Annotated in this window: 15 protein-coding genes and 1 pseudogene; 5 read left to right on the forward strand and 11 right to left on the reverse strand. The window is 40.5% G+C overall.

From position 1 onward, the window contains the following. Positions 1–281 precede the first annotated feature (281 nt). From H4683_RS15950 to H4683_RS15980, 7 genes are all read right to left on the reverse strand, one after another. Positions 282–710 (reverse strand): S1 domain-containing RNA-binding protein, encoded by a 429-nt coding sequence (locus H4683_RS15950; protein WP_192599827.1) that lies wholly within the window; start codon positions 708–710, stop codon positions 282–284. A gap of 130 nt (positions 711–840) precedes the next feature. Next, positions 841–1,260 carry an FtsB family cell division protein gene (locus H4683_RS15955; protein WP_192599828.1) on the reverse strand — a complete coding sequence of 140 codons (420 nt, stop codon included), beginning with the start codon at positions 1,258–1,260 and terminating at the stop codon, positions 841–843. Positions 1,261–1,316: 56 nt separating this feature from the next. After that, positions 1,317–1,784 (reverse strand): spore cortex biosynthesis protein YabQ, encoded by a 468-nt coding sequence (gene yabQ, locus H4683_RS15960; RefSeq protein WP_338062483.1) that lies wholly within the window; start codon positions 1,782–1,784, stop codon positions 1,317–1,319. Then, positions 1,781–2,077: a sporulation protein YabP gene (gene yabP, locus H4683_RS15965; protein ID WP_192599830.1), complete on the reverse strand. Its 297-nt coding sequence runs from the start codon at positions 2,075–2,077 to the stop codon at positions 1,781–1,783. The genes yabQ and yabP overlap by 4 nt, the downstream gene beginning before the upstream one ends. Before the next feature lie 85 nt (positions 2,078–2,162). Beyond that, on the reverse strand, positions 2,163–2,453 hold the full coding sequence (locus H4683_RS15970; protein WP_192599831.1) for an RNA-binding S4 domain-containing protein: 291 nt from the start codon (positions 2,451–2,453) through the stop codon (positions 2,163–2,165). Further along, a complete protein-coding gene (gene yabN, locus H4683_RS15975; protein WP_192599832.1) occupies positions 2,440–3,909 on the reverse strand; it encodes a bifunctional methyltransferase/pyrophosphohydrolase YabN in 1,470 nt (489 codons plus the stop codon). Before yabN ends, H4683_RS15970 begins: the two co-directional genes overlap by 14 nt. Positions 3,910–3,914: 5 nt before the next feature. Beyond that, positions 3,915–5,504 carry a putative polysaccharide biosynthesis protein gene (locus tag H4683_RS15980; protein ID WP_192599833.1) on the reverse strand — a complete coding sequence of 530 codons (1,590 nt, stop codon included), beginning with the start codon at positions 5,502–5,504 and terminating at the stop codon, positions 3,915–3,917. A gap of 273 nt (positions 5,505–5,777) precedes the next feature. Between H4683_RS15980 and H4683_RS15985 the strand changes: the two genes are divergently transcribed. From H4683_RS15985 to H4683_RS16000, 4 genes are all read left to right on the forward strand, one after another. Beyond that, a complete protein-coding gene (locus H4683_RS15985; RefSeq protein WP_192599834.1) occupies positions 5,778–6,473 on the forward strand; it encodes a response regulator transcription factor in 696 nt (231 codons plus the stop codon). A 1-nt stretch (position 6,474) separates the two neighbouring features. Continuing rightward, complete coding sequence (locus tag H4683_RS15990; protein WP_192599835.1) at positions 6,475–7,410, forward strand: sensor histidine kinase; 936 nt, start codon at positions 6,475–6,477, stop codon at positions 7,408–7,410. Between the two features lie 133 nt (positions 7,411–7,543). Then, positions 7,544–8,467 carry an ABC transporter ATP-binding protein gene (locus tag H4683_RS15995; RefSeq protein ID WP_192599836.1) on the forward strand — a complete coding sequence of 308 codons (924 nt, stop codon included), beginning with the start codon at positions 7,544–7,546 and terminating at the stop codon, positions 8,465–8,467. After that, positions 8,460–9,152 carry an ABC transporter permease gene (locus H4683_RS16000; RefSeq protein ID WP_192599837.1) on the forward strand — a complete coding sequence of 231 codons (693 nt, stop codon included), beginning with the start codon at positions 8,460–8,462 and terminating at the stop codon, positions 9,150–9,152. The genes H4683_RS15995 and H4683_RS16000 overlap by 8 nt, the downstream gene beginning before the upstream one ends. Positions 9,153–9,321: 169 nt before the next feature. On the opposite strand, the pseudogene H4683_RS16005 reads toward H4683_RS16000, so the two are convergent. The 4 genes and pseudogenes from H4683_RS16005 to H4683_RS16020 form a co-directional block, all read right to left on the reverse strand. Then, positions 9,322–11,919, reverse strand: a pseudogene (locus H4683_RS16005) (ABC transporter permease). Beyond that, the gene (locus H4683_RS16010) at positions 11,916–12,599 is read right to left on the reverse strand and encodes an ATP-binding cassette domain-containing protein (protein WP_192599838.1); all 684 of its coding nucleotides are present in this window, start codon (positions 12,597–12,599) and stop codon (positions 11,916–11,918) included. The pseudogene H4683_RS16005 and the gene H4683_RS16010 overlap by 4 nt, the downstream one beginning before the upstream one ends. Positions 12,600–12,692: 93 nt before the next feature. Further along, positions 12,693–13,694, reverse strand: a complete 1,002-nt coding sequence (locus H4683_RS16015; RefSeq protein WP_192599839.1) for a sensor histidine kinase — start codon at positions 13,692–13,694, stop codon at positions 12,693–12,695. A 1-nt stretch (position 13,695) separates the two neighbouring features. Further along, on the reverse strand, positions 13,696–14,373 hold the full coding sequence (locus H4683_RS16020) for a response regulator transcription factor (RefSeq protein ID WP_192599840.1): 678 nt from the start codon (positions 14,371–14,373) through the stop codon (positions 13,696–13,698). Positions 14,374–14,588: 215 nt separating this feature from the next. Here H4683_RS16020 and cysK point away from each other — a divergent pair, with 215 nt between their 5' ends. Then, the gene (gene cysK / locus H4683_RS16025) at positions 14,589–15,518 is read left to right on the forward strand and encodes a cysteine synthase A (RefSeq protein WP_192599841.1); all 930 of its coding nucleotides are present in this window, start codon (positions 14,589–14,591) and stop codon (positions 15,516–15,518) included. The last annotated feature ends 4 nt before the right edge of the window (positions 15,519–15,522 follow it).

Consider the following 15,522-nt stretch of genomic DNA (forward strand, 5'->3'; position numbering starts at 1 on the left):
GACTCGACAGGCATAAGATGGTTTGGCGAAGCGGCGCCCTTTGCCGCACAGTCAAAACAGCTTATGTCCCGAGAGTCTGGGAGTCGGAGCTAGACATTAAAGAAAAGCGAAAAAGGCCGCTTAGGCATAAGTTCGCAACACATAACAAAACGGTTTCCACCTAGGAAACCGTTTTGTTATCCCAAAAAAGTAAAAAAGCGGCGGACAAGGGCTATCACCCACTGTCCGCCGCTCTTTTCTGTCTACCACACATTTTTTCCTGAATTGAAACAGCTAGCAAGTTATCCTCTTCTTGCGCCGCGGCCACCGCGTTTCGATTCCGTTGCTCTTTTCAAAGTCGTCAGACGCTCTTCGCTGTCTTTCATGAACTTCGCCATCTTCTGTTCAAAGTTCTCAGGACGATCACTCATAACGGGACGACCACCTTGGCGCGGACGTTGAGGGCGCTGAGGACGTTCCGGGCGTTGTTCAGACTCGGGTTTCGCCTTTCTGATGGACAACCCGATTTTACCGTCTGTTCCGACATTCATCACTTTTACTTCAACCATATCGCTGACTTTTAAATGATCATTGATGTCTTTTACATAATTGTCCGCCACTTCACTGATATGGACAAGACCTGTCGAACCATTCGGTAACTCAACGAATGCTCCGAAGTTTGTGATTCCTGTTACTTTTCCCTCTAACTTGCTGCCTACTTCAATTGACATAAAAAAAATGCTCCTCCTTAAAATTTAAGCGGGCCCCACGCTGGAGACCTTCTAACCGTTATTCACGAGTCCTGCAAAATACAAGATTCTTACTTCCATTATAGCCAACAAAAAAAGAGTGTCAATAAGACTACTCTTTTCCGGCGTCTTTTTTATCCGTTTTCTTCTTATTTTCCGGAATCGAAAAAATAATTTCATTTTTTTCGGACAAAAAGTATTCTTTCCGCGCAAGTTTAGCAATATAGTCATCATCATTCAATTTCACAAGTTGCCTTTGTAGCATTTCATGGTCTTCCTGTACCCCTTCAAGTTGAGCGAGTAATTCAACTTTCCGCTGTTCTTTCGCAACCAATACTTGCTTCTGCTTAATGAACATTTGTGTTAGACCGCCAAGGATAATAGCCGCAGTAATTGCGAAAACAGTCAGTCTGCGATACAAACGGATTTTTCGCGTATTCTTACGACTTTCTTTTTTTTGCAAGGAACGGACATAATCAGTTTGAATCGATGCGACCGATGAGGACGATTTTCTCTGCTGCTTTTGTTCCATACCTTGCACCTCCTTCTCAACTCACAACACAATTTGTTAATCCATAAAATTATACCTCATATCTCTCTTTTTATAAAGAGATTTCTGGAAAGTATACGGAACAGTTTAACAAACGGTGTAAGAAGGAGTACAACAATCCTAACGGCTATGCGGATGAGCTGGCGGATGATGGAAATGATTACATGTATAATGAACCAAATTGGTTTAACAATCATTATCAATAGTATCCGCCCGAAAAAACGAAATGGCTTATAAAAACAACTTACGTAAAGTAACATTCCGCTAATCTGGGCAAACGGATCATACATGCGCCATGCCCCGTCCCGAACAAGAAAAAGGATATAAAACGTCCCGCATCCGATAAGGACCCAACCAAATACCTCAAACCAGATTGTATATTTTCTTATAAACGACTTTTTCCCAGCATGTGCTGTCCCTGTACCAACCAAATCCATAAATGCGCCAGCCATAATGCCCGTCCCAATCATCGCAAGCAGACTAAGAAACTGGACTGAGAGGCTCATCCAAACAATTTATGGAGGAAATTTTTCGAACCTGATTCTTCTTCGTCATATTGGATGGTACTAACCGTCCCTTCCAATGTAAGAAGTCCTTTATCGACATCGAGATGGACGATGCGCAGTTCTTCCCCGCGTATTTGCAGCAATCCTTGTGATGTCCGAACAAGAAATTCTTCCTGATCAAAACGGTCAATTGATTTTACCGATGTGAGGTCCATCCTTTTCCTATTGCGCATTGTGACCACATGATCCCCTGATGGGATTGCGTACGTAGGACTGTCCGTCTGAAATTGCATATATATCCCCCTTTGCTTGTACGTTCACAGCCATCTTATGCAGAGAAATAAAAAAACATGACAGGAAAATTTCCTGTCATGTCGGTCAATCTTCATCATCCATAAATTCCGGTTCAACCTTTTCAAGTTTCTCCTCATTCATAATCGTGTACATCGAAGCAGCTTCTTCTTTCTTTGTCGACTCTTTCAATGCTTCAATTTTCACCGTTACAATTTTTTGGCCAAAACGGATTGCAAGTTCATCATTTCCTTTGACAACAGAGGACGCTTTTGCCACTTTTCCATTGATTGTAATACGCCCTTGGTCTGCTACTTGCTTCGCAAGTGTTCGACGTTTAATAAGTCGGGACACTTTTAAAAATTTATCGAGTCTCATAATTCTTTTCCCTTCCCTTCGCTTGTTGCCAAAATGATTCGAGTTCATCGAGTGTATACTCGTTAAAATCCCCTTGGCCTTCCTTCACACTTTTTTCAACGAATGAAAACCGTGTTTTGAACTTGTGATTCGCATGGATCATCGCTTCCTCAGGGGACAATTTTAAAAAGCGCGAGAGATTGACGATTGTAAACAAAACATCTCCAAGTTCATCTGTTTGGCTTTGTCTTGTCCCATTCTCCACTTCGTCACGGAATTCTTGCCATTCCTCTTTGAATTTCTCAAAAGCTCCATCAATAGTTGGCCAATCAAATCCGACTTTCGCTGCTTCTTTTTGATAATTAAAAGAGGTCAGAAGTGAGGAAGTATGGCGTTCTTGACCTTCCAACAGCGATTCGACTTGCGGTTTCTCACTTTTCTTGATTTCCTGCCAATTTCGAAGGACTTCTTCGGAATCTTCTACGTCTGTATCGCCAAACACATGTGGATGACGGCGAATCATTTTCGCACTTACCGCTTGAAGAATATCCTCCATCCCGAAATACCCGTCATCTTCACCAATCTGGGCATGAAGGAACACTTGCAGCAAGACATCGCCGAGCTCTTCGATGATTCCTTCGTCGTCCCCTTGTTCAATCGCCTCAAGTAGTTCATGCGCTTCCTCTATTAAATAGCGTTTTAGCGATTCATGCGTCTGTTCCTGGTCCCATGGACAACCGTCTGGAGCGCGCAGGGTCGCAATAATTTCCCGGAATGTCGCCCAGTCTTTCAACCGATTTTCTCGCTCCATAACGGGCGGTACATACACCGTCGTCAAATTGTCGATTTCCGTCACCCGATCCAGTTCGAACAATGGAACAGTCCGTAGCTTTTCACCCGTAGAGCCAGCCGCCGTCACAATCGTCACTGGATGGTCATACGTATATTTGTCCATAAGCGTCAGCTTCACTTCCGAAGCCACGAATGCGTCGTACACCTGTCCAATCAAGACATGTTGTGTCATATTAACAGCATCCCGCTTCAACTCCGTGCCGTCAAGTAGCTGAAATCCTTCAATCGGATCCATCCGTAGCGCCGCGAAAATCGGGTCAAGGAAGCTATTACCGCCCGCAATTTCCAGCGCAACGATACCCGCTCGTTCTTTCTCAACAAGAAGCTGCACAGTCCGCTCCGCAACCAAAGGATGTCCTGGTACAACGTACGTTACCGGTTTCTCTTGGCACATAACGAGTAGTTCCTCTACGATTTGTTCATAAACACTTTCGAACGCATCATTGTTTTCATAGATTTCATCGAAACTCGTGATTTCGATTCCTTCCGCCCTTAATTCCGCGACGGCGGGGTGCTGATCTGTCCGTGCAACGATATGGCTCGCCGCTTTCAACTTCCGGTATGTGCCAAGCGATAATTGGTCCAAGTCTCCTGCACCGAGACCGATTATTGTTATCGAATTCATATCATTCACCTTCTATTCGTCAGTCGTAATTGCAATGTCGCCAATCGTTTACCGAACGGTAGTAAATACCATTCCTTCTCTACCATTATACGTGATTTCATGATGACAAGGAGGAAAACTGCTCCACCCATCACAACAGACGTGAGCGCAATCAGCGTCGCCGCTATACGAGACGACATATTATCGAACAAAATCTGTTCCGCCACCCACATCCACGGAACAACAATTGTAAACATTAGCACAGTCGCCGCCATCACCCAGCCGTAAAAACGGATGGGCGCCAACCAAATTGGCCATACCTTCTTGAAATAAAAAATGAGTCCAACTGTGATTACCACAAAACCGATATTCCCTGCAATCGCTGCGCCCGTCACGTCCCATAGAGGCACAAGGACAAGATTTGCAACAATTTTCACCACCAATCCTCCGATTAGTAGCAACGTCGGGATTTTTACTTTCCCCGCGCCTTGAAGAATGGCTGTTAGCGGTAAAATCAAGGACAGCCAAAAAATTTGGAACGAGAATATAATGAGTGCTACGGAACCATCGCTTGTCTGGAACAGCATTTCATTGACATAAGGTAAAACGAGAGCAAGCCCCGCAGCAGCACCCCAACCGAATAGGAAAGCAGTCCGGAATGTCAATCGGATGAACGGTAGTACCCCACGGCCTTCCTTTTTCGCTGCATGATGAGCAATGAGCGGAACGATGGCAAGCGCCAGTGTCGAAGCGATTAGGATACCCATCTGCACAAGTGGCTGTCCACGATCATAGACACCTTTCATCTCCATAGCAGCATCTCCTACGAAACCGTTAGTTAGAAGTATTTTGTACACTGTGAACGAATCGGTCAACTGGAATAGCAATAGAATAAGCGAACTTGCGCTGACACTCAAACTAACAATCGTCAATTCCTTCACAACTTGCCACGTATCGACTTTTTCCAATGGGCCTTTGAAGGAATTTCGGAAATAAAGCGCAAGAATGACAACGCCGGCAGCTTCCCCGACAACCGCACCCCACATCGCCACTTCACCTGCTGTATAGAGCGAAGCGCCTGCCCTCATCGCAACCCACGTCCCGATAAGAATCACTGTCACACGGAATGCCTGCTCACCAACACCAGAAACCGCAACCGGTACCATCCGCCCCTCCGATTGGAATGAACCCTTCAACACTGCAAGCGTAGGCATCAGCAAAACAATGTACGCACCCGCTCGCAGCAGCGCAACAAGCTCTGGATCACCCATCGAACGTGCGAAAAACGGGGCAAATGTCAGTAGGATGATGAAAAACGATACAGACAAACCTACTAAATAAATAAATGCGACTCGCATCATCGCTTTCGCCTCACCACGGCTCGTACTTCCTGCAAGTAATTTCGACACAGCCACCGCAAATCCATAAGACGTCCAGACAATGAAAATACCAATGAACGGATACACTTGTTGGTAAATGTAAAACCCTTTATCACCTACAAGATTTTGAAACGGAATGCGATAAACCGCACCCAGTAGTTTAACAATGATTGCCGAAACCGTCAGGATTGATGCGCCTTTCATGAACGTTTTCATATTCCAATCCACTGAAGACATACCCGCGCCTCTTTCGTTTTTGGATGAAACTAGTATAGCATTAATAGGTTGTTCATTTTATTCCCCTTACAAAACACTGTTCACATATTTGCCTGAAAAGTATATTTTCATGTATAATAATCATATATAAGTAAACATTTCTCACTACAACCCCTACCATCAGGGTAATGGTTGTCAAAACGTTATTTCTGTTTCTGCGAACCACCCTTTTGCTTCTGACGGCGCGGGGTGGTTTTCTTGTTTTCTAGAACATTATAAAAGAGGTGCATATAAATGCCAAAACATATTTTACTAGTTGAAGACGATGAATCGATTCGTGATATGGTGGAGAACTATTTAACAAGTGAAGGCTTCACCATTACAACAGCCGCGGATGGCGAAGAGGCCGTGCAAAAGGGTTTGAATTCCTCATTTGATTTAATGATTCTAGATATTATGATGCCGAAGCTTGATGGTTTAGAAGTATTAAAGATTATTCGCGGGAAAAGTGCACTCCCGATTTTAATAATGTCAGCGAAAGATAGTGATGTTGATAAAGCACTGGGACTTGGATTAGGTGCAGATGATTATATTTCAAAACCATTTTCAATGCTGGAGCTTTCGGCACGGGTGAAGGCTGCGATTAGGCGAGCGACCAACTATTCTAATCCTGTAGGGGCAAAGCAAAATGTATTAATCATTGGTGATTTAACGATCGACATTCTTAACTTTTCTGTTCTGAAAAAACAGCAACAAGTTAAACTCACCTCGAAGGAATTCGGTATTTTAAAATTATTTGCGACAAACCGGACACGCGTATTTACAAAAGCGCAAATCTATCACGCCATTTGGAATGATGAGTACCATGGTGATGAAAATATTATCAACGTTCATATGAGAAGATTGCGTGAAAAAATAGAAGACGACCCTTCTAATCCCCAATACATTAAAACGCTGTGGGGAATCGGGTATAAGTTAGAAGGTTATTAATATGGTATTATTTCTTTCGATTATTATATTTTTGTTAATCACGATTATTTGTTTCCAATACAAAGAAAAAAAAGATCGAAATACTTCCCTCATTTATACACACAAGAAATTACAATCAATCATCACAGAGCATACGGGCGAAAAGATTTTAACGATGACGAACCATCATGAATTGAAGCAATTATTCAATGCGATTAATGAACTGCTTGATTATAATCAAAAAATTATTGCCACACATAAAAAAATGGAACATTCCATGAGGACAATGCTTGCGAATATATCACATGATTTAAAAACGCCATTAACTGTTGTCCTTGGGTATATCGAAATGCTCCAACTCGACAACGCAATAAGTGACGAAGAACGACAACAATTACTCTCCGGAGTCCATGCAAAAACACTGGAAGTACTTAAGATTATCCATATGTTTTTCGACTTAGCGAAAATAGAAGCAGGAGATACAGATTATCCAATTACGAAAATAAATGTGAATGAAATTTGCCGAAAAAACATTTTATCCTTCTATGATCTGGTGATGTCAATGGGGATTGACATTCAGATTGACATACCTGAAACAACTGTCTTTGCACTCGGTAATGAGGATGCACTTGATAGAATTATCAACAACTTACTGTCGAACGCAATTACCTATGGCGCAGACGGGAATATAATTGGACTAGCCATCAGAAACGATGATGTGAACATTTATATCGATATATGGGACCGCGGGAAAGGCATCGACGAATATCATGTAAATAATGTCTTTGAAAGAATGTATACCCTTGAAGATTCAAGGAATAAATCGTTTCAAGGCAGTGGACTTGGACTGACAATTACGAAGCGGCTTGTTGAACTATTGGGGGGCTCTATTCACCTATCGAGCATTCCCTATGAGAAGACCATCTTCACTGTTTCATTAAAAAGAATGACCTATTAGATAAGTTTGCTTGTAGAGATATCAATGCTCTACAGGCTTTTTTCATACTTAAGGAATTTGTAAGAATCAAGTAATAAAAAAGACAAGTTTACCTCTTATACTAAAGAGAGTCGCATAGCGAGGAGGAATTCACATGACATATCTTGTCCAAACAAATCAGCTTACAAAGGTATATGGAGGAAAAGAAGTTATTTCCGCCGTCAATATGCATGTTAAAAAAGGAGAAATTTATGGTTTTTTAGGACCCAATGGCGCAGGGAAAACAACGATTATGAAAATGATAACAAATCTAATAAAACCAACGAGTGGTGACATCGAAATTTTCGGCGAAAAGTTAACAGATAAATCGTATGACGTTTTAAAAAGAATGGGCACAATTATTGAGTATCCTATTTTTTATGATAAGTTAACTGCAAAAGAAACATTAGATCTCCATTGTGAATATATGGGTTATTACGATAAAAAGGAAATCGATCATGTACTTAATCTAGTAAAATTACTAAATACAGATGGGAAGCCTGTGAAAGATTTTTCGCTTGGGATGAAACAACGATTAGGAATCGCACGTGCAATTATTACAAAACCTGAATTACTTATTCTAGACGAGCCGATTAATGGCCTTGATCCAATGGGAATTAAGGAGCTTCGCGAATTATTTAAGGTGCTTTGTAAAGAATATGGAATTACGATTATCATTTCTAGCCATATTTTGGGGGAAATCGAACAAATGGCGGACACCATTGGGGTGATTAATAACGGAAGATTAATAAGTGAAGTATCGATGGAAAATATAAATCATAGCCAAGTAGATTATATTGAAGTTATTGTAGATGATGGGAAGAAAGCAGCCTTTATTTTAGGGGATCAATTACATATAGCCAATTTCAAACTAATCGATGACCACTGTATTCGTATATATGAATCATCCGTCTCACAAAAAATGATTTCAAAGGCATTGATTGAACAGGATATTGGTATTGAAGCCATCAGCAGGAAAACAAGTTCGTTAGAGGATTACTTCATGAAATTGATTAATGGAGGTGTGGTGAATGCTTAATTTAATGCGGTTAGAAATAATTAAATTTAAATTAGGATCGTATATAAAAGGTGCAGTCATAGCAAATTTTGTGATAGTAGGCCTCATATTATCAATTATGTTCATTTCCAAATTCGAAGGAAGTACTGATTTTAATAATTACCAGGAAGTATTAACTATCATTGACTCCTCTGTCAGAGGCACATTTATTATCTTTGCTGCTACATTAATTGCCAAACTAATTATTGGCGAGTTTAAAAGCAAGACAATTACCACGTTATTTATGTATCCAATTAGTAGAAAGAAGTTGATTGCTGCAAAGCTAGCAATTATTATCCTTTTTACTTTCTGTGCCATTGTCATCACAAATTTGTTCGTTACAGCTGTCTTTTGTTTCATTAGCGAAAGTTTTCAATTACTTCCAGATACATTAACGGCCTCCATGATTACACAACTTGTTCCTTCTGTTTTTATGAATGCAATTGCTGCATCAGGAATGTCCCTCGTTCCCCTATATTTCGGAATGAAAAAATACTCTGTACCAACGACGATTGTTTCTTCTATTTTAATCGTAATGGTTATTTCTTCGAATAACGGGGGTTTTTCATTAAATGATATTATTGTGATTCCAATAGCACTGGCGTTAATTGGGGTAGGTATTGCCTACTTAGCGATTCGAAATATTGAAAAGATAGATGTACACTAATTAAGGCGGCAAGGCGAGTGGCTGGTATCAGTCACTCACACAACTCGAGTATGCGCACGAAATAGAGTTTATGCAAGGACAGGGGGAATGCTGATTATATAGTGGTCTATGCAGTAAACCCCAAAAACGGATCTACCCAAAATGGTAGATCCGTTTTTTTCAGTTCAGCCTATATACTCTCCTGCTTCAATGCATCAATAATAGTCTCTTTTTTCACTTTCGAGCTAGAATAGAGCATCGCAGCACCAACAATAACAAATACTGCAGCAATCACATAACCAATAATCAGCCAAGGAAGTACAAACGCATAGTCAAAGCTATTCATCATTGATCTATGGATTAAATACATCACAATAATACTAATCGGAAGCCCATACAGCAATGACTTAATTCCGTAAAAGATACTTTCATAGTTTATCATTTTATTAAAACCTGTTGGCGTCATCCCGACAGATTTCAGCATCGCGAATTCTCGTTTCCTTAGCGAAATACTTGTTGAAATCGTATTGAAAATATTCGCAATTGATATCGCCGTGATCAACAGGATAAAACCATAAATGAATACGGACATTAGCACAATCATTTGTTCATCCCGTTTTCTAGTTTGATACACATTGTGAACATAAATCCCGACCTCTTTCAACTCTTCAATTTCTTGTTGTGTCTTTAATGGATTGGTACTTTTCAATAAGAGCTTTGATCTAACTCGTGCATTATCTTTTTTGCTAATCAGTTGTTCCATAACTTGTTCAGAGACAATGATATCTAACATGGCTAATTCCCCATCTAAACGAACACCCATCGGCAACTGATCTGTCAATGCAGCGATTTCCACTTTGTCTACATACGTTTCTTCTTCCGTTTCTCCATCTTCATAATGTAAATCAAGGCTATGGCCAACTTTTGTATGTATCGCTTTTGTTTCAACAAATTTACCTGTTTCCATATCCTGATAGGGAACCGTATCAATCACAATTGCGGATACTTTTTTCGGATTTGTTAATTGTTCAAAATTTGCACCCACCTCTTTTGCATAGGCTTTTAGGTTCTCCTCATTTAATGAATGGATGATAATATCATAAGGTAATTTTCCGTTCTTAAGCATATCCTTATCTACTTTTGCCCTATTTCGCAATTCATCGGCAATCGAAGCTTCGGAGATGAATGAGGACAGACCCATTTCTTTCACGACATTATATTCCGTTACCCCCTCAAGGGAACCAATCGATTTGATCAACTGTTCATCTTTCCTAGTGTCTTCACCTTGCAATAATACTTGAATATCATAGTTCACACCGTCCTGCGAAAGTCCGAGTGCCTTTTTTAGGTTATCAGTTACAAATACGACCGATAAAAACAACACAATGCTAATCACAAGTGAGAATACGGTTGCTTGGTATCTACGCCTGTTTCTTTTTAAATTTTTCAAGCCGATTTCCGCTTCAATTCCGAATAGCTTACGAACCATTTTTGATGTTTTTACCACTTTCCTTGTCAGCTTAACATCGGCTGTCTGTCGTATTGCATCAATTGCCGAGATTTTAGATGCTCTCTTTGCTGGAATATAAGTTGAAATGAAAATCGTTAACACTGAAACCGCGCAGGCAATCAAAATCGAGAACGGCGTCACAATAGCCGTTAACTTTTCAGCTATCCCTAAAGCATCTTGAATGATTGAGTTAATAAAATAAAAGGTAATCCCCATACCAGCAAGTCCACAAATGATTCCGATTGGTATGCTGATTAACCCAATAACAGCACCCTCAAAAAACACTGACTTTTTCTTCTGCCTATTTGTAGCTCCGACACTTGAAAGCATTCCTAAATGTCGAGAACGTTCTGAGACAGAAATCGCGAAAGCATTGTAAATTAGCGAAACTGAACCCATAATAATGATTGCCATAATGATTGCTACCTATGAAAAAAGCGTCGTACGTAAGTCATCACTACCAATCACTCCATAATAGCGTAGTAAATTATAATTATAGCTACATGATTCTATATTGTTCTTCTTTGCCAAATCTTCTGCGTGAGCAAGCAAAGAATTATTAACTTTTTTAAATACGACTGCCGCATGAACCGTATCTTCTACACCTATTAAACTTTCATCCACATATGAAAGTATTGTATACCCCGGTGCCCATGCTGGTTCCCACATAGGCCGTTTTATGGTGCCCACAATCGTGTAGTTTACAGTTTTTTCATTTTTTAAAACTTCGGTAATTTCCCCATTTTCCATTTGCAATGAAACACCCTGCTGAAATGGATCCTCCCCGTCAGTTGTGAAACGATCACCAACGCCAAGTGTTACTGTATCGCCTATTTCGTAAACAACTTTAGCATTCAACGCAATGTCCTCCGAAATAACTACTTCATTGGCTGCTTGTGGGAATCGCCCCTTACTGAGTACAATCGGAAAGTTTTCAAAACCTTGCGTATTATATTCTTTGATAAATAAATAGGGCTTGTTATCATTTTGACTACCTTCCAACTGTGCAAAGCCAAGATCCCTAGATATAATAAGTTCTTTTGTTGCTTCATCATTTTTAATCGCTTCAAGCTGCTCTTTATCTACATCCATATACAGAACATGCCATTCTCCATTGTCTGCGATTGACTGTCTTTGCATTAAATCCAAAAAGGAAACAGCTATCGTCGCAACAGCTGTCAACATGGCAACAGAAATAACGACGCCAATAATCGTTACGAGTGTTCTACGCTTATTCTGCCTTAAATGCCTAAGCGTAAGTTTATTGACGATGTTCATGGACGAATCACCTCATCCTTGGCAATCCTTCCATCCTTAATGGTAATAATTCTGTCAGCCTGAAGCGCAATCCGTTCATCATGAGTAATGATGATTAGTGTTTGATTATAGTTTTTATTAAACATTTTAAGCAAATCAATGATTTCCTTACTATTTTCACTATCTAAATTACCTGTTGGCTCGTCTGCCAGCATAAGAGCGGGATTACTAATGAGCGCTCTACCGATTGAGACTCTTTGCTGTTGCCCACCGGAAAGCTGATTAGGTAGATGATTTAAGCGGCTTTGTAGATTTAACGTTTTCACAATTTCACCAAGTTGCTTTTTGTCCACTTTATGTTCATCAAGTAATACTGGCAGCGTAATATTCTCTTCAACCGTTAGTACCGGAATGAGATTGTAAAACTGATAAATCAAGCCGATTTGTCTGCGTCTAAAAATTGCTAACTGGGTTTCATTCAGATTATAGATGTCCGTGTTGTCAACGAATACCTTCCCGCTTGTCGGTTTATCTACCCCACCAAGCATATGAAGAAGCGTTGATTTCCCTGAACCTGAGGGGCCAATAATCGCAACAAATTCCCCTTTTTTTATCGTCAGCGAAACATCGTCAAGCGCCTTTACTGCCGTTTCACCTTTTCCATATAGTTTAGACAGATGATCGATTTTTAAAATATCCACTGTAAAACCTCCATTAATTTTGGTAATGGATTCAGCATACCTGTTTGATATGACTTTCTAGTGACTGTAAAATGACAGTTTAGTCACTTAAGGTTAGATGGCTGGCTTGTAAAACTTTATCCGAAACTGCGTGCCTTCTCCTTCTTCACTCTTAACTTCGATATCTCCACTTTGGCTTGTGATAATACTATGGGCCAAAGCGAGTCCAATTCCAATGCTATCTTCGCTTGCATTCTTGCCTTTATAAAATCTTTTAAATAGATAAGGCATATCTTCTCTCGGGATTCCTTTTCCGTTATCTATAATGAGTACCTCAGTAAACAATGCGTTTTCTGAAAATGAAATCGTGATTACACCGCCCTCATGGGTATGCTCAACACAATTTTTTATAATATTAATCAATGCTTCTGCTGTCCAATTTAGATCACCAAAAAAAGAGACTTTTTCTTCACCTTTTACCGAAACCGTTTGCGCTTTGATGTCCATTGGAATATGGAAAGGTTCCAATGATTTTTGAATTAGCTTTCCTACTACTATGCAATCCTTTTTGAACGGAACGGTACCGGCATCTATTTTTGATAGCTTTAATAAAGAAGTTACGAGCCATTCTGTTCGCTCAAGTTGTACATGAATCGTATTTGTGAATTCCGTTCTTTTCAATGCGGGTAGTTCGGCATCACTTAGCAAATCTGCCATCATCATCATTGAGGTAAGTGGGGTTTTAAGCTGGTGGGATATATCCGAAATTGCATCTGTGAGTCGGATTTTATCTTCTTGCAAAAGCAGGCTCTGCTCTGATAGCATGATCGTCACTTTATAAATGTGGCTTTTCAAGATACTGAGCTCGCCTTCCTGATTATCTCGAACATCAAGCGAATACTCACCATTACTAATTTGACGCAAGTAGCCAGATAATTTTTCTATTTCCCGGTATCTCCAGTTCGTAAATAAAAAACTGGATGCGATTAGTAAAGCGGAAGTGATAAACGTGAACACTGCGGCAATGGTCGAAAAGAAAGCCACAACAACTGCACCCACTAAACTTAGTGTACACATCGTTACTATTAAAATCCTGATTTCTCGATTACGCAGCATGTCAATCACCCACCTTATAGCCTAATCCACGCACTGTTTTAATAATCGTCGGCTTTTGCGGATTATCCTCTACTTTTTCGCGAAGTCTTTTTATGTAAACAGTTAACGTATTATCATTCACGAAATCTCCTGCTACATCCCAAATCTGTTCTAACAGTTGATTTCTTGAAAGAACCTGTCCACTATGATTGGCAAAGATGAGCAATAAACGATACTCCAATGCAGTCAACGTAATTTCACCGCCATTTTTATAAACCTTTCCTTGGAGCGTATTAATTTGTACAGTGTCTATTTCAATCACTGCGCTGGTCTGTTTATCGTATCGACGTAAAACCGATTTGATCCTTGAAAGAAGTTCACGAATGCGAAATGGTTTTGTTATATAATCGTCTGCCCCCATGTCCAGCCCCATAACAACATTCACCTCATCATCAATTGCCGTTAAAAAAATGACCGGAATATCACTTTGCGCTTTAACAATCTTACATAATTCATATCCACTTCCATCCGGCAGTGATAAATCGAATAGGCATAAAGAGATTTGATCTAGTTCTTCAGCTAATACCTTTTTAGCAGAGGCAACATCATAGCAAAGAATCGTGGAATAATGATCTTGTTGCAACGAATATTCAAGTCCAGATGCGATTGTTTTATCATCTTCCACAAGTAGTAGTTTCATCTGATGATCATCCTAACTCTATTTTACTGTTTAGTACATCATATTTCATTCACACCATTTCTCCAACAATTTCAGTAAGGTATAAGCGTGAATTCAGCGCTACAAGCTCATTTGAGATAAAATATTTAAATCCCTTGTAATTCAGTATGTATTGTCAGGATTAAATCTGGTATACTTCATTTATCCAACTAAAAAAAATAGAAAGGATGAGTATTTTGCGCGTTGTGAATACGATCGCGGAACTAATCGGCAACACGCCGCTTGTAAAGTTAAATAGGCTCCCCGATCAAAATGGTGCGGAAGTGTATGTGAAACTAGAATATTTCAATCCAAGTCGCAGCGTTAAGGACCGTGCTGCATACAATATGATTATCGAAGCGGAAAAGGCAGGATTATTGACTGAAGGTGACACCATTATCGAACCGACGTCTGGAAATACAGGAATCGGGATTGCGATGAATGCCGCCGCCACAGGGTATAAAACAATTATTGTCATGCCTGACTCAGCCACAATCGAAAGGATAAACATTTTAAAAGCATACGGCGCTAAAGTCGTATTGACGCCAAGCGACGAAAAAATGCCGGGTGCAATTAAGAAAGCACAGGAAATCGCAGCCACGATTCCGAATAGCTTCATCCCGATGCAGTTTGAAAACAAAGCCAATCCCGACATACATCGGACAACAACCGCACCGGAAATCATCGATGCACTCGAATCAGTCGAAAAAAAACTGGCCGCATTCGTCGGAACTTCTGGTACTGGTGGGACGATTACAGGGACCGGAGAGGCATTGAAGGAATATGATTCGTCTATCACCGTTCACGTCGTCGAACCGGCTGGCTCCCCCGTCCTATCCGGCGGCCAACCAGGGAAACATAAACTTGTCGGAACGAGTCCCGGGTTCATCCCCCCGATTTTGAATACGTCCATCTATGATGAGATTTTCAGAATCGAAGACGATGAGGCCTATGATACTGTACGAAAGTTGGCTTCCCTCGAAGGAATCCTGCTCGGTCCTTCTGGCGGTGCATCCGTCTTCGCAGCATTACAAGTAGCAAAGCGCCTGACTCCCGATCAAACGGTTGTCTGCATCGCACCTGATAACGGAGAACGCTACTTATCCAGTGATTTATTTCAGTATTGACGGA

The sequence above is a fragment of the Sporosarcina limicola genome, from assembly GCF_014873855.1.
GTDB classification, from domain to species: domain Bacteria; phylum Bacillota; class Bacilli; order Bacillales_A; family Planococcaceae; genus Sporosarcina; species Sporosarcina limicola.